This window comes from Natrarchaeobius oligotrophus (genome assembly GCF_003841465.1).
GTDB lineage: Archaea > Halobacteriota > Halobacteria > Halobacteriales > Natrialbaceae > Natrarchaeobius > Natrarchaeobius oligotrophus.
Genome location: NZ_REFZ01000001.1, coordinates 460,534 through 478,276 on the forward strand (window position 1 = coordinate 460,534; position 17,743 = coordinate 478,276).

General features: G+C 60.7%; 17 protein-coding genes and 3 pseudogenes. 7 read left to right on the forward strand and 13 right to left on the reverse strand.

Going from position 1 to position 17,743, the window contains the following annotated elements; translation table 11 throughout:
* Positions 1–95 precede the first annotated feature (95 nt).
* Positions 96–954: pseudogene (locus EA472_RS02320) on the reverse strand (IS5 family transposase).
* A gap of 331 nt (positions 955–1,285) precedes the next feature.
* Between EA472_RS02320 and EA472_RS02330 the strand changes: the two are divergent.
* Positions 1,286–2,047 (forward strand): restriction endonuclease, encoded by a 762-nt coding sequence (locus EA472_RS02330; protein ID WP_124189889.1) that lies wholly within the window; start codon positions 1,286–1,288, stop codon positions 2,045–2,047.
* Between the two features lie 382 nt (positions 2,048–2,429).
* On the opposite strand, the gene EA472_RS02335 is transcribed toward EA472_RS02330, so the two are convergent.
* A complete protein-coding gene (locus EA472_RS02335; RefSeq protein WP_124189890.1) occupies positions 2,430–3,248 on the reverse strand; it encodes a TrmB family transcriptional regulator in 819 nt (272 codons plus the stop codon).
* 301 nt (positions 3,249–3,549) lie between these two features.
* On the reverse strand, positions 3,550–4,071 hold the full coding sequence (locus tag EA472_RS02340) for an Lrp/AsnC family transcriptional regulator (protein ID WP_124189891.1): 522 nt from the start codon (positions 4,069–4,071) through the stop codon (positions 3,550–3,552).
* 293 nt (positions 4,072–4,364) lie between these two features.
* Here EA472_RS02340 and EA472_RS02345 point away from each other — a divergent pair, with 293 nt between their 5' ends.
* Together EA472_RS02345 and EA472_RS22890 are read left to right on the forward strand one after the other, a co-directional pair.
* Positions 4,365–4,676 (forward strand): HalOD1 output domain-containing protein, encoded by a 312-nt coding sequence (locus tag EA472_RS02345; protein WP_124189892.1) that lies wholly within the window; start codon positions 4,365–4,367, stop codon positions 4,674–4,676.
* 299 nt (positions 4,677–4,975) lie between these two features.
* Positions 4,976–5,230: pseudogene (locus tag EA472_RS22890) on the forward strand (DUF7692 domain-containing protein).
* A gap of 8 nt (positions 5,231–5,238) precedes the next feature.
* On the opposite strand, the gene EA472_RS02355 reads toward EA472_RS22890, so the two are convergent.
* From EA472_RS02355 to EA472_RS02365, 3 genes and pseudogenes are all read right to left on the reverse strand, one after another.
* On the reverse strand, positions 5,239–5,598 hold the full coding sequence (locus EA472_RS02355) for a hypothetical protein (RefSeq protein ID WP_124189893.1): 360 nt from the start codon (positions 5,596–5,598) through the stop codon (positions 5,239–5,241).
* A gap of 78 nt (positions 5,599–5,676) precedes the next feature.
* A pseudogene (locus EA472_RS02360) lies at positions 5,677–6,055 on the reverse strand (hypothetical protein).
* Between the two features lie 69 nt (positions 6,056–6,124).
* On the reverse strand, positions 6,125–7,177 hold the full coding sequence (locus EA472_RS02365) for a PAS domain S-box protein (RefSeq protein WP_124189894.1): 1,053 nt from the start codon (positions 7,175–7,177) through the stop codon (positions 6,125–6,127).
* Between the two features lie 819 nt (positions 7,178–7,996).
* On the opposite strand from EA472_RS02365, the gene EA472_RS02370 reads away from it, so the two are divergent.
* Positions 7,997–8,209: a hypothetical protein gene (locus tag EA472_RS02370; protein WP_124189895.1), complete on the forward strand. Its 213-nt coding sequence runs from the start codon at positions 7,997–7,999 to the stop codon at positions 8,207–8,209.
* Positions 8,210–8,310: 101 nt separating this feature from the next.
* Here EA472_RS02370 and EA472_RS02375 read toward each other — a convergent pair whose 3' ends face one another.
* From EA472_RS02375 to EA472_RS02400, 5 genes are all read right to left on the reverse strand, one after another.
* Positions 8,311–8,970: a twin-arginine translocation signal domain-containing protein gene (locus tag EA472_RS02375; RefSeq protein WP_124189896.1), complete on the reverse strand. Its 660-nt coding sequence runs from the start codon at positions 8,968–8,970 to the stop codon at positions 8,311–8,313.
* Between the two features lie 448 nt (positions 8,971–9,418).
* The gene (locus EA472_RS02385; protein ID WP_124189897.1) at positions 9,419–10,246 is read right to left on the reverse strand and encodes a class I SAM-dependent methyltransferase; all 828 of its coding nucleotides are present in this window, start codon (positions 10,244–10,246) and stop codon (positions 9,419–9,421) included.
* Positions 10,247–10,359: 113 nt separating this feature from the next.
* Positions 10,360–11,178 carry a helix-turn-helix transcriptional regulator gene (locus EA472_RS02390; RefSeq protein WP_124189994.1) on the reverse strand — a complete coding sequence of 273 codons (819 nt, stop codon included), beginning with the start codon at positions 11,176–11,178 and terminating at the stop codon, positions 10,360–10,362.
* A 243-nt stretch (positions 11,179–11,421) separates the two neighbouring features.
* Entirely contained in the window at positions 11,422–12,765 is a 1,344-nt protein-coding gene (locus EA472_RS02395; RefSeq protein WP_124189898.1) for an acetyl-CoA carboxylase biotin carboxylase subunit, read from the reverse strand.
* Positions 12,766–12,943: 178 nt separating this feature from the next.
* A complete protein-coding gene (locus EA472_RS02400) occupies positions 12,944–13,468 on the reverse strand; it encodes an Lrp/AsnC family transcriptional regulator (RefSeq protein ID WP_124189899.1) in 525 nt (174 codons plus the stop codon).
* 224 nt (positions 13,469–13,692) lie between these two features.
* On the opposite strand from EA472_RS02400, the gene EA472_RS02405 reads away from it, so the two are divergent.
* Together EA472_RS02405 and EA472_RS02410 are read left to right on the forward strand one after the other, a co-directional pair.
* Positions 13,693–14,064: a DUF7857 domain-containing protein gene (locus EA472_RS02405; RefSeq protein ID WP_124189900.1), complete on the forward strand. Its 372-nt coding sequence runs from the start codon at positions 13,693–13,695 to the stop codon at positions 14,062–14,064.
* Complete coding sequence (locus EA472_RS02410) at positions 14,061–14,771, forward strand: MinD/ParA family ATP-binding protein (protein WP_124189901.1); 711 nt, start codon at positions 14,061–14,063, stop codon at positions 14,769–14,771. Before EA472_RS02405 ends, EA472_RS02410 begins: the two co-directional genes overlap by 4 nt.
* A 46-nt stretch (positions 14,772–14,817) precedes the next feature.
* On the opposite strand, the gene EA472_RS02415 is transcribed toward EA472_RS02410, so the two are convergent.
* Positions 14,818–16,101: a DUF7125 family protein gene (locus EA472_RS02415; protein WP_124189902.1), complete on the reverse strand. Its 1,284-nt coding sequence runs from the start codon at positions 16,099–16,101 to the stop codon at positions 14,818–14,820.
* 132 nt (positions 16,102–16,233) lie between these two features.
* Here EA472_RS02415 and EA472_RS02420 point away from each other — a divergent pair, with 132 nt between their 5' ends.
* Positions 16,234–16,500: a DUF7553 family protein gene (locus EA472_RS02420; protein WP_124189903.1), complete on the forward strand. Its 267-nt coding sequence runs from the start codon at positions 16,234–16,236 to the stop codon at positions 16,498–16,500.
* Positions 16,501–16,698: 198 nt separating this feature from the next.
* On the opposite strand, the gene thiL is transcribed toward EA472_RS02420, so the two are convergent.
* On the reverse strand, positions 16,699–17,607 hold the full coding sequence (thiL, locus tag EA472_RS02425; protein WP_124189904.1) for a thiamine-phosphate kinase: 909 nt from the start codon (positions 17,605–17,607) through the stop codon (positions 16,699–16,701).
* Positions 17,608–17,743: the final 136 nt, after the last annotated feature.

Below are 17,743 nucleotides of genomic sequence, written 5' to 3' on the forward strand. Positions count from 1 at the left end.
GGCTGCTCCGGCGACACTGAACAGCCTTCGATAAACACACAAAAATGAGATTTTCGCTGCTGAATTTATCCTCTGTATTCAGCAGCTTGCTTCTCTCAGAACCCCGAACAATTATACTCCTCGCGTGAAATTTTGAGGCTCCGTTCGAGGTTGTGAACGACGCACTTGATGACGAGTTCGCGGAATTGCTTCCACCAGAGGCGTGACCGTACGAATGCCCCGAATTTCTGTTTGATCGTCGCATTGACTGTCTCGTTCATATTCCGTCGATGATAGAGATCGCTGTCCAGCCGTGCATTCCATGCCTTGTGGAGTGGGGTGAACTCACGATGCTTGATGAGTGGTCGAATATCGTGGTCACGGGCGAGTTGCCGGAGTTTCTGGTCGTCATATCCCTTGTTCACCGGTCAAGACCAAAATCGACGCTGTGTTCCGTTTCACTACCTGTGGCGCAATCTGCGTATCGTGTTTTCGTGTCGTCGTCACGTGGATGTCGAGAACGGCATTGGTCGCCGTATCGACCAATAGTGTTGTCTTCAATTGTTGTATCGTTAGGTTCGTTCGTTTCGTGTAGTGAGTTGATGCATGAGCGCGCTCAAACCCAGAGGCATCGATGCCGGTGACACCGGTGATCGGCAAGTCCGCCAGCGAGACGTTCAGCAAAACCCGCCAGACGGCCATCTCCAAGCGGCCAAATGCCTTGCAGAGTGTCGAAGGTGCGGGAATCGAATCGAGACCGAGGGCGTCACGAATGCGAGGCATCTCGATGAGTTCGTCAACGAGGTCGCGGTACGTGGTCGTTTTCTTCACTTTGAGACAGAGCAGGACGACGTGTTGCCGAAGCGTGAACCGCTTCCGTGAATAGCGTGTCGAGAATCGTGCCACAGCGCGGCGAGCCAGCACTAGAGCCCGTTCAACGAATCGAAGGAGTCGTGATTTCGGGAGAGTATCCATCACCCTCCAGCTACTCACCAGTCATGTTTGCCAGGAAGGGTTTCAACAAAGCCGTTGTCTTGAAACGATGACTTTCCAATTCTGATTGTAGTCCTCCCCTCGAGGGCGGGGGCGGCGACACGATCGTGCCGCCACGCCTGCGGGGTCGTTTCGCGCTTCGCGCGAAATTCCCCTTGGCGAGTGTCCCCGAGGGGACAGAGCCAAAAAATCACACCGCTCCCACCCCGCTTTCGCTCGCAAAACTCCAGGTGAAGCACATGAAACGTCGGTTGATTACAAGCTATCTACCACCCAAAACGTTCAAGCGGATGATGTTCCATTCCTGATTCATATGAGCAAAGGATTTCGGAAAGAGAAATACCTCTCTCACCTCCGGAAGATAGATCCATATGAATTTCAGGAATTTGTTGCCGAGCTATGGGAGTTGCAGGATTATGAGACTACGATAATTCGTGACGAAGGTATCCATATTATAGCAGAAAGAGATGAGGGTGTGATGAAGCAAGGAGTCGCAATTCAAACACGAAGACTGAGCGAAGGATACAAAGTAGATTCAGCCGATATCGCCCAGTTCATTGATGCCCGGCTGCATGACGCTGTGGAATCTGTCGTAGTGGTCACGACTACTGACTTCACTGAAGAAGCAGTCGAGAGGGCTAATCGTGAAGGAATGAAGTTAGTGAACGGAGAGAAGCTGGAAGAGCTGGTCATAGAGCTTGATGCTAGTGATCTTGTCTATAAGTATGAAGGCGAAAAAGAAACCAAACCAGCACCCGCGATATCTGATCTTCCTGCAACAGATACACTCAAGCAGGTAATGGCAGCAACAGGTGCTTGGATGGTAACTTTTGTAACCGCTCTCGTGCTCCCGTTTGTTCTTCCGGACCTTGCGTCTATACTCTTTATAATTGGATTTGGAGCAGGGCTACTCGCATGGTTTGCGATACCTGTTACTCTAAATCGTGATGCACGGAATCTCAACGCTCAAAAAGCGGGTTATCGTCCTTCTCCAACATTATGGGCGATGCTTGGTCTAATCGGAGCAGGAGTTACGTCGGTTTACTATCTCTACCGACGTTTCACAAGGGCATGACTATGCCCCTAAGGGGGCAGGGTAATTGCGCGGCGCGCAGAGCACGCGCCGTGCTAGCGAAAAGTCAGACTGGCCGATTCGAGACGATACAACAGTGCTGCTCCAGCAACAGGAGAGTATGGGACCTCGATAACGAGTGTTGTCGAGTCCGCTTAGGAGGGAAGATTAGACTATGGCCGAGCGGTAAGTACAGCCTGAGTAGTGGGTTGATAGTTCGACAGATTCGACATGAAATAAACGCGCTCGTCGTGCGGACTGTGGCCCTAATCTTCAGCATGGTCTTCGAAACCGATCAACAGTAACAGGCTCCGGAGGCCCGTGATTCCTGGTTCCGGATGGGTTGGACAGCAATACAGGCGGCGAGGCGACAGAGACGGAGTGGCTAGCTGGCCGGGTCCGCCAGGGGGAGCAAGCCTGACGTGAGGACCCGCCGGATGAGCACCACGACGCCGTTGTCCAGGCCGTTGGCGAAGACCGCCTGCTCGTGGGACTGGTCGTGGCCGTCCCGAGGGTAGAACGAGCTGACCAGCAGCTTCGTGCGATCGACGAGTAACAGGCGGCTGATCGCCACCTCACCGTCGTTCACCGGCCCCAGCAACCAGCCGAGATCGGTCTCGAACACCTGCACCGACGGCAGTTCGGATTCGAGCCGCCCGATGATGGCGTCGGTCTCCCCGCCGATGACGACGTCTGCGCCGCGGTTCATCGCCCCGTGTAGCCGGTCGAACAGCTCCTCCGTCAGGAGTTCCTCCTCGACGACCAGCAGGACGACCTCCGACTCCGCCTCGTCGAGGAGGTCGAGCGTCCGGGATTCGATGGCCTCGTGGCCGGTCAGCGACCACACCTCCTGCATCCGGTCGGCCTCCTCCAGCTCGTCAGGAATATCGAGACGGTCGAGCTGCGACTGGAGGGTGTCGATTCGCGTGTCGTACTTCTGGCGGAGCGTCTGGGTGGCCTCCTCGATGCTGACCGCGCGGAACTGCTGGGGGCTGGAGTGTTGGACTTCGACCAGTCCCTGCGTCTCCAGCACGCGGATGGCGTCGTAGACGCGGGTCCGGGGGACCTCCGAGATCTCGTTGATCTCTTTGGCCGTGCCGGCCGGGAGTTGCGTCAGCGCCAAGAAACAGCGTGCTTCGTACTCCTTGAGCCCCAGCTCCTGCAACAAACTCACCGTCTCGGATTTACGTTGCTCGGATGTCATTAGGTGGACCTGTCATGCCCGACTGCTTGAGAGGGAGTAATTCACGCTCGATCGGAATTCGGGTGACTGACTCTCCACACTTTGAGCAGGCGTCCACCTCCTCGCTGATGTACGTTATCTCATAGGTTGATTCGGCCATACCGTGGTGAGGACGTACTAGCGAATAAGCCCTTTCTCTCGCAAAATTGGTATATTTGAAAAATCCAACCTGCACCAGTTATCGGTGGATATATTGAATCCCGAAGGTGGGTCGAGAGCCTATAGGTGCGACTAGATTTGAAAATTTCAAGCAGTTCCCCGACTACCCTTGATCGGTGGCCGACCCGTCGTCGGTGTCGTCGTCCTGATCCGCGTCTGGGCCCGTCCGTGGATAGAAGTGGTCCCATGACTGGACCTGCGTCTCGGAGATAATTTCGGAGCTGTTGATCGTCATGCCCAAGTTCGCCAGGTCGTTGCGGATCTCTTCGATCTCCCTGACCGTGCCGGCGACGACCTCGACGTGGACATTCCGTTCGCCCCCAAGCAAATCGCGGGTGGTCACCACACCCCGAACGTCGAGGATCTGTTCCGCCAGCGTTTCCACCTCATTCGGGTTGACCGTGCAAACGAACATGACGTGGAGGGGGTAGCCCGCTTGTTCGTAGTTGATCTCGGGGTGATAGCCCCGGATCACGCCCTGGTCTTTGAGTTTGTCGAGGCGATTCCGGACCGTCGTTGAGGTCACGTCCACCTTCTCGGCGATCTCAGTATCGGTCTGGCGGGCGTTGAGTTGGAGTTGGTGTAGGATGCGCCGGTCCACGTCGTCAATCGGGTTGTCGTCCATACCGCGTCCTTAGACGGGGCGACTGAAAAGTCCGCACGGGACCTCAGTAAGAGATTGAAGCAGTCTGTCCGATAATTCCGCAGGTTTACTGACCGGCTGATTCAGCAGAGATGTCCGCAACAAACGTAGCCAGTTTGCTGTATTCACTCTCTAACTCGGTCACATCACTTCTGATACTATCTCGGTAGTTCTCATTACTGTTGCTGCATAGAGGGCGCATGCGTGAGGCAATCTGCGGGGGGAAACATCGGCCAATGCAGGAAATAAATTGATTAGCCGATGCCGTTACTCAGATGATCACACTAGCTTTATCCACAGGTATGATGATGGGGGATACTGACACTGGGAAGGAGATGATCGGCAAATCTAACTACAGTTGGTCGAACACAGCGCCGAGTATTGCCGTCATCGACGCCATTGCCGCCATCGAAAATGTTAAATCAAGCGATCTTGAGGGCTCGCTTGATGCCCCTCTGTTCAACTATATCGATCCCGAAGCGCTTGATAGGCTCATCACCAGTGACAGTCAGATCAAGGTTTCATTTACGTTCGATGAATATTACGTTCTGATTGACAGAGACGGGCTGTCGGTCAGTTACGATTAAGATCCCAATCTTAGTGATCAATTTGCACATGTAGTTATCAGGGCGTTCAGTCAACCACTGAGTGAATAGAAGATGGTGAATCACTGTTTCGATCCAACCCCCAGGGGTTGGGTGTCGACAAAACCGGTTTCCCGAATATGCACACGAGACGCGAGACGTCGTGTGCATATCAAAGGTGAATTCGGTCTGGGTGTCAGTGTTCTTCTCCGTTGATCCGAGGGGGTCGGTCGATTTTGGGGCGAAATGGGCCGTTCAGTAAGTCGAAAAAAACTCGGATTACGGGGGTCGTGTGGACGAGCATGCGAATCAGAACCGACGGCGATTACGCGTATCGGCGAAATGCTATCGAACGAGTAGTGGCGTTCTACGACTGTAACAAGACGAAAGCTGTCGTGAGTGCCTGGGACGATATTCCTCATCTCGTTCGGGCTGCATCCCAGATCCTCGAGTAGGACGACCTCACGCTCGAGCAGCGACGGGAGATCGCAGAAACGCTATCGACGCGAGCAGTGACCTTCGAGGTCGAGACCGAGATCGTCGTCGACACCGATTAGAGATGAGACTACGATTCGTCGTATTTCCAATTTCGACCGTTCTCAGGATGATTTGGTGACCGATACCGAAAGCCAGAGAGAGCATTTGAATACGTCACCCATGATCCATCACGGATATGTTCCATAGCACAGCGACCTCTATCGCAATCAACCATCATTCGGTATTCCTTTCCACTTTTTGTCGAGAGATAGACGACTGTCTTGTCCTTCCGTTGATCAGCGTCGCTTTTGCTTGTTCGAGAAATTCGTTCAACATACTCGATCTCGAATGGTTCTGTTCGTTGGAGGGTGTAGATGCTGCCACCTTCTTCAATAACAGCGAGATCGTCGTACATTTCTTCCGGAGTCTTTGGATTATTTGCTTCCATTTTGATGCCAATTTCGTTAGAAGTGTTACACGTAAATATCCATCACATATCTAACTAGTAAGATTGTGAGAAAGTAAGTCAAAAAATCGATTCGATCGAGATTTTTGCCTGTTCAGTCTCGCGGTGATCGCCCCCGCCGTGCCAGCGGAGCAGCGAAAGAGTGTTCGAGCGATCCATCTTGTCGCGAAGGATCGTCAACCCGGATCGGCCGTGCGGTCGGTAGACGACGAAACAGTACCAGCCGTCGTGACGTCGGAGCTTTTCGTGGTACTGGCGATAGGTTTTGAGGTTCCCCGGCTGGCCGTCGGAGTGCTCGAGCATGGTGCTCTTGATTTCGACGGGCGTTCCGTTCTGAAAGCGAGCATCGTGCCACCAGCTCAAGGGTGAACCGCCGCTTCTTCACCATTCGCTTCTCACAGATCGTCCCGAAGTGGTTCGCTCGCTTTGAGCGATTCACGCGGACCACGCGCGACGCGCGCCGATATATCAGAACGATAGCAGAGAATCGGTCAGTGGGGAGGACGGTTTACTGCGTCCCATCTGCGGATAGGCTGGCAGTCGGAAGTGAGATTTGAACGAGGTTTCCACGAGGTTCGTTCTCTTTGAAGGAGAGCGCTCCACCAAGTGAATCAACGCACCATTTCATCACCCACAGACCGACGCCGGAGCCGTGATACGTACTGCTTGCCTTCGTCTCGTCGTCTAAGACATCTACTTCAATATCTGGAATCGGAGGTCCGTTATCTGCGATTTGAACCACCCCCTGGTTGTTCTCCGGGTCGTTTCCTATCATCAGTGTGACTTCTGGCACCTCCTGATCGGTATGCTCAATTGCGTTCTCGATAGCATTGTCGATCGCGTACTGGAGTCCGTTATCAGCGATCACCCAGACGTCGGATGGCGCATCAACTGTCAAATCAACTTCCGAGTAGTCCCTACGAAACTTCGCGGCACGTGTTTGGACGACGGAGCGCAGGTTGGTAGGTTCACGCTGGGTCGCACCCGGTTTGACGATGTTCTCGATCTGATCGAGGGAGTCACTGAGCGTTCCGACCTCGGTAGCGATATCCGAGATCGTTTCAATTTCTTCTTCGAGCTGGTCGTTTTCGATGGCGGTTTTGACCCGATCCGCATACCCCACGAGTAGGTTCATGTCGTTTCGAAGATTATGCCGAATAACGCGATTCAAGAGGTGAAGTAACTGTTCGCGAACTCGATATTCGGTGATATCGGTTATCTGCCCGATCACGTATACGCTTTCGTCGATCGTCGTACGACTCAGGTGGACAGTGACCCATCGAAATTCTCCGTTTTCCCGTTCGATCTGTAGCTCGAAGGACCGTGGTTCTCCACCTGCAGCAGTCCGAATTTGATGACGAATTTCGTCTTTGTCGACCCCTACTGAGACGGCTGTGAAATCCTCGAAGGTCATCCTTCGAAGTTCTTCTTTGGAATACCCGAACAGTTGTTCTACTCGATCGTTCGCATCGAGAAGGTAGTCTGTTTCAGGATCATGCAACGTAACTCCAATAGTGAGACTATCCAACACGGATGTCAGACGTGGGTTTTCACTTCCCATTTTCGCACACATATCCATAGATAGACGTATCATCGATATACTTACTGCCAATAATATTTGGGAGTTCGACTATTATGGGATATTATTCCGCGGTGGTATCTGTCTCCGATGCTATGATGGTGCTTTCGTTCGGGTAACCTCCAGGTGTTACGCGCCGACAGCCTAGATCTCTCAGATCTGTATGCGAGACGCGAGCCGCCGTGGGCATATCGGATCGATATTCGGTCTTTGGATCGACGCTTCTCTGCTGTCCGAAGACCTGTCCAGTTTTGGATCGACGGAGGCCGATCGGAGAACCGAAAAAACGAGAATTTCGGGACTCGTGCGTGCGAGACTGCAAATTCGAACCGGCGGCGAGAACGTAAATCGCCGAAGCCGGTGGGTAGCGAGCGAGTATCTAGCTCCGTCTCACCCCCGTACGCACTCTTCCTTCACTAGACACCAGTAATTATATTATTATCCAGAACAACCATCAGAATGGAAGCCATCGCGCTCCAAAAGCGCAGCCGTGGGGGCATACGGACGAAATGCCCCGGGTGGTCATGACACCCGAGACGGTGGCTTCCAAATCGTCGCGATTTGGCCTGCCATGCTTTCGTTACCGCTACCGAGACAAAAAGGTCTCGCACGACAGCCGAGTATCGCCATCGAACAGCCACAGCGCCGTCCCAGCGGCCGCTCAGCCGCGACTCGAGCCTCGCTCGATTCGAGCCAGCTCCGAGCCCCGCCAAACTCGAGTCGATCCCGGGCCCCGCTCGACTCCCGTCCGCCTCGAGTTACCCGACTCCGGAGCCAACCACGGCCGAGGGGCCAGCGCCGATGAGTTCCAGAACCGACGCCGCCGGGAGCGCCGACGACCTCGCCGACCCCGTCTGCGACCGCTGTGGCGAGCCGATTCCGAACGATCGGGTGATCCGCCTCTCGAGCGAGCCCTGTCCCGCGCTCGAACGGCGGTACGTCGCCGTCACGAAACCGTACTGTCCCGACTGCGTCGCCGCCGTCGGCATGCTCGCGCTCGAGGGCGAGAGCTGAGTACGGGCCGCTGTCCGGTACGTCGCGCCTCGAGATCGCGCGGCGGGGACGGGCTCGATCGAGCGGTCGCTCCCCGATCGACGACGGAACGGGAGCGTCCGTTACTCGTCGTTCTCTCCGTCGTCCATCTCTTCGCCGTTGTCTTCCTCGTCGTCCATCTCGCCGTTCTCTTCTTCGTCGTCCGTCTCCTCTTCGTCGTCCGTCTCCTCGCCGTTTTCGGAGATCTCGATCGTACCGCGCATCGTGGTCTCGTGGGGTCGACAGACGTACTCGGCGATCTCGTCGGTCGCCTCGAACTCGATGAACTGGTCGTCGCCGCCTTCGTCGGATTCGTCGGTCTCGTAGTCGTCGACGACCTCGTCGTCTTCGTCGACCAGCTCGATGTTGTGAACGCTTCCGTCGCCTTCCTCCCAGCCGATTTCGTACTCCTCTCCCTCCTGCAGGGCGAGCGTCGGATTCTCCTCGTCCGCGATCTCGTCGGGCTCGATGCCCACCCAGCCCGGCGTCTGGGCGTCGAGTTCGATTCGGGTACCGGGCTCGATGACCGCTTCCTCGTCGTCCGGTTCGTCGTCAGGTTCCGGTTCCTCGTCGTCGGGTTCCGGTTCCTCGTCGTCTTCCGGTTCGTCGTCAGGTTCCGGTTCCTCGTCGTCAGGTTCCGGCTCTTCTTCGTCGTCGGGACAGCCAGCGAGGAGTGCCGCCGCTCCGACGCCGCCCGTGGCTTTGAGGAGACGTCGGCGGGTCGTGTGATCGAACCTCCACATGTCTGTTACGTAGGAATTGCGGGACCGAAAGTGATACACCAGCGATTGACGGCACGTCGCCGTTAATCGCCGCTTTCAGAGACGAACGTCCGTCACGACTCGAGTCGAACGATCGATTACGGCGACCAACGTCTCACTACACGCTGGACGCCATCGCGCTTGCGCCCGCACTCGAGTGCGATGACGTCCAGCGACGGCTGTACCGTCGCGTATCGTCGATTGCACCCCGTGTGTGAATTCGGCTGTTGTCCCGGCGAATCTATCGGCGATCGTCACCCGGGGCCAATCGGTACGAGTTCGTCTCCGTCCGGGCGACGAACGCGCGTCAGACGTACGGCGTGAAGAGCATCTCCCTGCGTGCTCGCAAACGCTGACGCGAAAAGTATCGGTTTTCGATGCCCGTCGGATACGGGACGCGGAATTCGCGAGGTCGCACCGGTCGCCACTGCTACCGGGTTGCGGCGACGAGGTACGACTCCAGTGGCGAAACGATTCCGTCGTCGTCGGTGTACCGATGCAACGCTTCCGCAACGTCGTGAACCAGTTCGTCCCGTACCGCTCGGTCGACGCCAGCGATCGGTTCGGCTAGCGGCGAGCTTGCTGCCTCGCGGCGAACGAACTCCGTGGCCGACGGATAGCGTACGGAACCGATGTCGATGGTGACCGATACGTCGTCGAATCCCGCATCCTGAACGAGCGTTCGCAGCTCCTCGCCGTTCCAATCGGGAAACGGAGAGCGCATCATAGCCCCGGCCTCGTCACCGACGTGTCGCTCTAACGCGTCGGCCAGTATCACGTACGCGGGCTGGTAATCGAGCGGCCGCCAGACGCTTAGTGCGACGCGCCCACCCGCCGTGAGGACGCGGTCCATCTCTTCGACGACAGCGCCGGGATCGTCGAAGAACTGGAGCGCTTGTTGACAGCAGACGACGTCGAAGGCTTCCTCGGGGAACGGGAGATCGACCGCGTCGCCCTGTCGCCACTCGATCGAGGGATTGCTGTCGGCAGCGGTTTCCTCCGCCACTGCGAGCATTCCGTCGTTGATGTCGAGGCCCACGACGGATCCACTCGTACCGACGCGGGATGCAACCCGACGCGCCACGACGCCGGTCCCGCAGGCAACGTCCAGGACTCGGTCTCCCTCGCGTATACCGGCAGTTTCGACGAGCTGGTCGGCCCGTGGCGCGAAAATCGGCGGCACAAGATACCGTTCGTAGGCTTGGGAGGCGTTCTGTTCGAGCTGCCAGCCGGTCGGTCGATTTGCGTGATTACTCACGTGAACTCACCACGAAAGCAGAGACGCCGCGAACGTATCTATAAATGTCTAGTGAAATATTTCACGCCGTGAACGCGCGGTCGTCGAGACGAATGCGGAGCGGGTGGAGCCGTTCAGTGGAGCGATTCGTCCGAGCGCAGATCGACTGTGTCGTCGAGCGGTCGAGCCTCGTCTCGGAACCGTTCGTAGTAGGACTCCGCCCACGTACGCATCTCGTCGCTTCCGGTATCAACGAGCGACTGCAACGTCCCTGTTGTCGGATCGTAACAGCAGATGCTGACCCGGTCGTCGAACAGGCAGATGCCACACCGGTCGTCGAGTGGGAGCTCATCGTGTAGCAAGACCGTGTAGTTGGGCCGTGCCGCCATCTCCACGACGGTTTCTTCGTCCCACAGGATGAGCTCTTCCAAAACGGTGGTTGGGTAGATGTAGTTACACTCCAAGCCACTTCGAATCTGGTCGAAAAACGGCTCCAAGTTCCCCGACTTGAGTAACGCCATGCCGAACCCCCTCATCGTTTTCGTCGTTGTGATAAGCTCTGTGAGCCGTTCGATAGGCTTGTAGGGGTATCCGGGCCCTGGCTGGGAGACCACGACGTCAGCGAACGAGTCGACACTGAACCCGTCGATTTCGTGCGGCAACCACGGCCAGACCTCGCGGAGTTGCCGCTGATACGTCATCGAATCCCTGAACTCCTCGAACTGGTCGGCAACGAACTCACCCAGGTCGGTCAGTTGGTACGTCTTCTCACTTCGTTCGATCCAGTAGCGATCCTGAAAGTCGGTGAGAATTCGGCTCAGCGTCGGAGACGACGCTCCCGTTTCAGTGCGCAGATCGTTTCGGTCACGCGGACCGTCGGTCAGGGACTCGAGCACCCCCACCCGATGGTCCGAACTGACGAGGAACTCGATGTCGTCGAGTGTCGTATCCATAGTTACGGTATGAGTTGGCAGACAATAATCGTCTAGCCGGACTCTCCGCGAGAGCCAGTTCGAAACCAACTCGTTCTCGAGGAGATGAGCCAGTTCCCGGGTTTGGAGACGTCGTCCTCGCGATATTGCACGCGGTTTCTACTGGATAGGTCAAACGAGGGGGAAGCCACTCCCGCGTGCCCACCACCGCGACCACGCTGTACTTGTACCGGTCCGTCGGTACGACAGACCGGACGAGGGGCGCTACTCGTCCAGTAGCTCCCGTTCGACGTACGTCGTCGTGTGCTCGTTCTCGAGGAAGCCCCGGTCCTCGAGTAGCTCGCGGTGGAAGGGAATCGTCGTCGGCACGCCCTCGATCCCGAAGTCCTCGAGCGCCCGCTTGCCGCGAGCGATGGCCTCGGCTCTGTCCTCGCCGGTGACGATCAGCTTCGCGAACATGGAGTCGTAGAAGGGCGCGATCGAGTCGCCCTGGTCGACGCCGTCCTCGACGCGGACGCCGATGCCGGTCGGGGGCCGAAACGTCGACAGCGTGCCGGGAAGTGGCGTGAAATCGTTGTCCGGATCCTCGGCGTTGATTCGGAACTCGATCGCGGTGCCGCGGGGGTCGACTTCGTCCTGGGCGAACGACAGCTCCTCGCCGGCCGCGACCCGGAGCTGCCACTTCACGAGGTCGATGCCGGTGAGCTCCTCCGTGACCGGGTGTTCGACCTGGATGCGGGCGTTGACCTCGAGGAAGTAGTACTCGCCGTCCTCGTAGAGGAATTCGACGGTGCCGGCGTTTCGATAGCCGGCCTCGGCGACGCCGCGGCGGGCGGCCTCGCAGAGTTCGATCCGCGTCTCGTCGTCCAGCGCCGGCGACGGCGACTCCTCGACGAGCTTCTGCTGGCGGCGCTGGATGGTGCAGTCTCGCTCGCCCAGATGACGGACGTTCCCGTGTCGGTCGCCGATGACCTGCACCTCGACGTGACGCGAGTTCTCGAGAAAGCGCTCGAGATAGACGGCGGGGTTGTCGAAGTACGCCTCGCCCTCGCGTTTCGCGTCCTGGAGTTTGGATTCGATCGTGGACGGCTCGTGGACGATCTTGAGGCCGCGTCCGCCGCCGCCGCCGTCGGCTTTGATGGCGACCGGGTAACCGTACCGGTCGCCGAACGCCTCCACTTCGGACGCCGACGTCACCGGTTCGGTCGTTCCCGGAACGATGGGAACGCCGGCGCGGTCCATGATGGATCGCGCTTTCGTCTTCTCCCCGAAGTCGGCCATCACCTCGCTCGGCGGTCCGATCCACTCGAAGGCGCTGTCCTCGACGGCCACTGCGAACGATTCGCTCTCGGCCAGAAAGCCGTAGCCGGGGTGGATCGCGTCGACATCGGCAGACCGCGCCACGTCGAGGAGGGCCTCTCGGTTCAGGTAGCTCTTTTTCGCCTGCGACCCGCCCACGTAGTACGCCTCGTCGGCCGCGCGGACGTGCTTTGCGTCCTCGTCGGCGTCGCTGTAGACCCCGATCGCCTCGACGCCCAGCTCGCGACAGGCGTGAACGATCCGGACGGCGATCTCTCCTCTGTTCGCGATCAGTACCTTGTCGAACACAGTGTTACTACACGCCACACAGCGACGGATAAGTCTACCTTCCGCGGATCGGTTGGATTTGGTTCACAATCACGAGAAATAGACTGCCGTTCGGTTTGAGACTGCTGCGCCAGCGACGACTCGATCGAGCGGCGACGCCACCGAATCGGCGCTCGAGCCGGCCGTCTCTCCGTCTAGATCACTCCTCGGAGACGGATTCCTCCGAAATCCCCTGTGCCGCAAGCAGCGTCTCGGGTTCGTAGTTCCGGAGAACGGAGACGCCGACGTCCTCTTTGATCGTCGTGATCGCGAACTTCGAACTGGTGCGTCGGATCTCGTCGATCGATTCGTAATCCTCGACGAGCCGTTCGACCATGTCCCGCGAGGTGAGTCTGGCGATGACGACGAAGTCCGTGTCCCCCATCGTGAAGTAGACCTGGTTCACCCCCTCGATCGCCGAGAGTTTCGTTCCGATCTCCTCGTGATACCCCTCACCGTACTCCGCCCACACTTCCGAGATCACCGTGATCGCGAGGCCGATTCGCTCCCGGTCGAGTTCGAACAGGTCGTTCTCGACCACTCCCTCGTCCTTCAGGCTCTGAATCCGATAGTGAACGGTCGACTTCGGAATGTCGGTCGCCTCGTGGATCGTCTCCGTGCTGAACGAGTTGGTCTCGGCGATCGCGAACAGAATGTCGATGTCTCGTCTATCTAGCGTACTCATCGGTATCGCTGTCCGTGTAGGCCCTCGAGAGCGACGGCCAAAAACGTATTCGAATTCGAACACGCTTGCCCGCCACGCGACGTCGTCGCCCGCCTCGAGACGCGATAGCGCCCCCCGCGTTCGATCCGGAGGAGTCGCTGGATCGCACATTTCGCGACCCGGGACCGACTCCCCCGGGTCGTCGAACGCCGTCATTTATATCGGATCGGGCGGCCAGCGGGGACATGGTCTCGGTCGAAACGCGGACGGAACGACGAAACGACGTGACGCTGGTCGGTGCGGTCGTCACCAACTCGCGGACGACGCCCCAGCGGATTCGCCTCGAGAGCCGGTTCGACGGTCCGACGTGGTCGCCGGGTCGAGTCGACGCCCCCGAACCCGAGTGGATCGACGGCGGCTGGGAGAGCGTCGTCCGGCCGGGGAGGCGACGCGGCGTCGGCTTCGCGACGCCAGAGGAGCCGATCCCGACGCCGCTCGAGGTGGCCTCCGTCACGCGAGCGGACCGTCCAGACCGGAGCACTCACGAGGAGGTACTCGCGACGCTCGAGGAATCGAAACCGCCGAGGCGCGTCGTCTCACCGCACTCCGACGGATGATCGTCGCGGTCGGCGGCGGCAAAGGCGGCGTCGGCAAATCGACGGTGGCGACGAACCTCGCCAGGGAGTTCGGGGCGGTCCTCGTCGACGCCGACCTCTCGACGCCGGATCTTCCGCGCGGGACGGGCCCCGGCCTCCAGGAGGTCCTCGCCGGACGGACGGCCCCGGCGGACGCCCTCGAGCGGCGCGGTTCGTTCCGACTGCTTCCGTGCGAGCGGACGCTCTCCGGCGTCCGCGCGTCGGACCGCTCGGCACTCGGGCGAACGCTTCGACGGCTCGAGCGCGAGTGCGATCGAGTCGTGGTCGACTGTCCGGCCGGCCTCGCTCGCGACGTCGGCACCGTCCTCGCGCGTTCGGACCTCGTTGCCCTCGTGACGACGCCGTCCAGGCCCGCGTTGCTCGATGCGGTTCGGACCAGACGACTCGCGCTCGAACTCGAGACGCCGATCGGCGTCGTCGTCCTCAACCGATCGCGAGACGGACGCGGCGAAGCGATCGCCGCCGCGGTCGAATCGCGATTCGAAGCGCCGGTCGCGGTCGTCCCGGAACGACCGGCGATCGACGACGCCCGACGGACACAGCAAGCGCTTCGGGACGTCTCACCAGACGACGACGCGGTCGAGTCATTCGAGTCGATCGCCCGGACGATTCGAGGCTGCGAGCGACGGCCGGCCGGATCCGCCGCGCTCGTTCGCAGTCGGGAGTGAACGCTCTTCGTCGACGTAGCGGGCTCGAGACGCCGCCGAACTTCGATTACCCCGTTACGATCGGTTCGGAGTCGACGTCGACCGGCGGTCGGTCGAACTCGAGGGAGACCGTCTCCGCGGCCCGTCGATTCCCGCGGAGCTTCGAGATCGTGAGCGCGTGTTCGGTGGCCGCCCCGGCACCCGCCGAGTACGAGCGAAGGTCGACGACGCCGTCGACGAGGTGGGTCGTCACCGAGCGGTTCGCCGGCCGATCCTCGCCGATCAGGCAGTGACAGATCGCAACGCCGCCGACCTCGTCGATCCGGTCGACGAGGCCGTTCAGGAACTCGCGGTACGTGCGGCGATCGGTTCGCTCGAGGGCGTTCATCGAATCGACGACGAGATTCGCGCCCTCGGGGAGCTTCCCGATCAGTTCGCCCGCCCGCGAGAGCCGATCGTCGCCGGCGACGCGTCGAACCGTCGGATTGCCGAGTCGACCCGGTGCTGCGGCGATCGCGCGTTCGACGTTCGCCCGAGATCGATCCGTGGTGAGATAGAGCGTCCCCCTGGTCTCCGTGAGGTCGTAGAGGAGGTGTTCGGACTGGCTCGCGGGCGCCGCGGTCAGCGCGACGACCGAGCCGGCGGACAGTCCTCCGCCGAGGGCCGCGTCGAGGGCGTCGACGCCGGTCGACAGCAGGTCGCCGTCGACCTCGTCTCGAGTAGTCGTCCGAGAGCCGGACAGCGTCGCGGCGAGGGAATCGAACGCGGCGCGCGTCGCCTCGGCGGGTAGCGGTGGACGTCGTTCGGGAATCGTTCCGAGCACCGGAACGCCGAGCGCCGATTCGAACTCGCCGGTGACGCCGTCGCTTCGGGTGACGACCGCGCCCGCGACGGGAACGTCGAGCCGGCGGGCCATCTCGATCGTCGTTCGCGCCGCGTGCGTGCTGCGGTCGGTCTCGGTCGTCACGACGAGAACGGCGTCGGCGACCTCGAGCGGCTCCACGACGTCGGGGCCGCCGCCGGAGGGACAATCCAGCAGGACGCCGACGTCCTCGCGGGCGAGTCGGTCGAGCGCGAGTTCGAAGTCGATCCGGTCGGAGGACTCAGGGGCCGAGATCACGCCCGCGCTGGACGATCCCGAAAGCGCCTGGACGGCCGCGTCGACGCCGTCGTCCTCGAGGGCCGCGAGCGTCGGCGTCCGGTCGACGTCGGCGACGGCGTGCAAGTTCGGGAGCTGGCGATCCGCGTCCACGGCCACGGTGGGCTCGCCGGCGCGCGAGAGCGCCCTCGCGAGACCGACCGTCACCGTCGTCTTTCCACAGCCGCCTTTGGCACCGGCGATAGCGATCATGCCCGCTCTGGTCGCGTCTTCCCTTATGAACGTGGGGAGCGGCGAGCGCGGTCGGATCGTGCGGCGACCGACCGACTCGCACGTTGCGCCAGCCCGGCCAACCGTTATGGGGTCGTTCGTGGACGGACGGATATGTCGGATCGACTGCGCGAGGCCCGACGAGAACTCGAGCGAGCGGCCGAAACCGCCGGCGACGACGTCCGCGAGGACGTCGACGACGTCGCGGATGCACTCGAATCGTACGCCGACGGGAACCGCGAACCCGACCACGCCATCTTCGACGACCACCTCAACCGGCTCAGACAGGCGCGCGAACGCGCCGACGACGAGACCCGCGATCGAATCGACAGCGCGCTCGAGACGGCCGAATCGTATCGCGAGGAACTGGAACAGGCGTAAGCCCCGCTGGGTCGATAGCGATCAGCCGGCCGCCCGCCAAGCGGCGCTCACCGCTCGCGGGGCGATCGGTCGGATAACGTCCCGTCGGCGTCCGTCGCCGCGTCTTCGTCGGTGTCGGTGCAGTCGCGGAGCCGCACGAGCCGAGTGCAGCGGACCGATTTCACGGACGGACTCGAGAACCGGTCCGGCTCGACCGTCTCAGCCGTGCGTGAACCCTCGGTCCGGAAGCTCCTCGCCGTCGATCGTGATCCCCTCGTCGCGATCGACGACCCTTCCGATTGGCGAGATCGGGACGTCGGTCGCCGCCCGGACGTCCGCGAGGGCGTTCGCCGGGAGCGTCGCGATCAGTTCGAAGTCCTCGCCGAACGTCGTCGCGCGCTCGAGCGCCCCGTCTTCGTCCGCCAGCTCGGCGAGTCCGTCGTCGACAGGCACGTCGGCGGCGTCGATCGCGAACCCGCAGTCGCTGGCCTCGCCGAGCTGGTGGAGCGAGCGCGCGAGCCCGTCGCTCGAGTCCATCCCGGCCGTGGCGTGCGGGGCGAGCGCGAGCCCGGCGTCCACCCGCGGCTCGAACCGAAAGTAGTCGTTCGCCCGCTCGCGAAGCTGCTCGGCTTCGGTCGACGAGTCGGCGTCGCTCGCCCGCTCGAACAGCTCGAGCGCGGCGGCGCTGCGCCCGAGGGTTCCGGTGACGCAGACGAGATCGCCGGGGCGCGCGCCGCTGCGCCGGATCGGGTCGTCCGTCCGGCCGAGCGCGGTCGTCGTGACGGTGAACTCCTCGTGGCCGTCGAGGTCGCCGCCGACGTACTCCGCGCCGACGAGTTCGCAGACGTCGCTCGCGCCGCGGACGAACGCCAGCAGCTCGTCGCGGTCGAACGACGGTGCCGCGTAGACCGCGACCGCGGCCGTCGCTCGCGCGCCCATCGCCGCCACGTCCGAGAGGGACGCGCCGACGGCCCGCCAGCCGGCCGTGTAGCGCGTCGTCCCCGGCGGAAAGTCCGTCCGCTCGTGGAGCATGTCCGTCGTCACCACGAGCCCGTCGACGACTGCGGCGTCGTCGCCGGCGGCCTCGAGTTCGTTCTCCAGGAGCGTCAGTGCGGCCCGTTCGTCCATACCGCACCGTTTCGACTCGAGAGCGAAAAGCGGTCCGAAGAGCGTCGAAAGCGGCGACGGGTACCGAATCCGGCCTAACGAACCGTGAGCGGCGCGGACGATCCGACCGGGAGGCGTCGGGGCGATGTGATCGGCG

Excerpts from the sequence above, each read along its gene's own strand:
- EA472_RS02375 (WP_124189896.1), bottom strand. The coding sequence starts at position 8,970 with ATGTGGAGGTTCGATCACACGACCCGCCGACGTCTCCTCAAAGCCACG.
- EA472_RS02340 (WP_124189891.1), bottom strand. The coding sequence starts at position 4,071 with ATGGACGACAACCCGATTGACGACGTGGACCGGCGCATCCTACACCAA.
- EA472_RS02370 (WP_124189895.1), top strand. The coding sequence starts at position 7,997 with ATGAGTTCCAGAACCGACGCCGCCGGGAGCGCCGACGACCTCGCCGAC.
- thiL (WP_124189904.1), bottom strand. The coding sequence starts at position 17,607 with ATGGACGAACGGGCCGCACTGACGCTCCTGGAGAACGAACTCGAGGCC.
- EA472_RS02390 (WP_124189994.1), bottom strand. The coding sequence starts at position 11,178 with ATGGATACGACACTCGACGACATCGAGTTCCTCGTCAGTTCGGACCAT.
- EA472_RS02355 (WP_124189893.1), bottom strand. The coding sequence starts at position 5,598 with ATGGAAGCAAATAATCCAAAGACTCCGGAAGAAATGTACGACGATCTC.
- EA472_RS02400 (WP_124189899.1), bottom strand. The coding sequence starts at position 13,468 with ATGAGTACGCTAGATAGACGAGACATCGACATTCTGTTCGCGATCGCC.
- EA472_RS02335 (WP_124189890.1), bottom strand. The coding sequence starts at position 3,248 with ATGACATCCGAGCAACGTAAATCCGAGACGGTGAGTTTGTTGCAGGAG.
- EA472_RS02365 (WP_124189894.1), bottom strand. The coding sequence starts at position 7,177 with ATGGGAAGTGAAAACCCACGTCTGACATCCGTGTTGGATAGTCTCACT.
- EA472_RS02405 (WP_124189900.1), top strand. The coding sequence starts at position 13,693 with ATGGTCTCGGTCGAAACGCGGACGGAACGACGAAACGACGTGACGCTG.
- EA472_RS02415 (WP_124189902.1), bottom strand. The coding sequence starts at position 16,101 with ATGATCGCTATCGCCGGTGCCAAAGGCGGCTGTGGAAAGACGACGGTG.
- EA472_RS02420 (WP_124189903.1), top strand. The coding sequence starts at position 16,234 with ATGTCGGATCGACTGCGCGAGGCCCGACGAGAACTCGAGCGAGCGGCC.
- EA472_RS02330 (WP_124189889.1), top strand. The coding sequence starts at position 1,286 with ATGAGCAAAGGATTTCGGAAAGAGAAATACCTCTCTCACCTCCGGAAG.
- EA472_RS02410 (WP_124189901.1), top strand. The coding sequence starts at position 14,061 with ATGATCGTCGCGGTCGGCGGCGGCAAAGGCGGCGTCGGCAAATCGACG.
- EA472_RS02345 (WP_124189892.1), top strand. The coding sequence starts at position 4,365 with ATGATCACACTAGCTTTATCCACAGGTATGATGATGGGGGATACTGAC.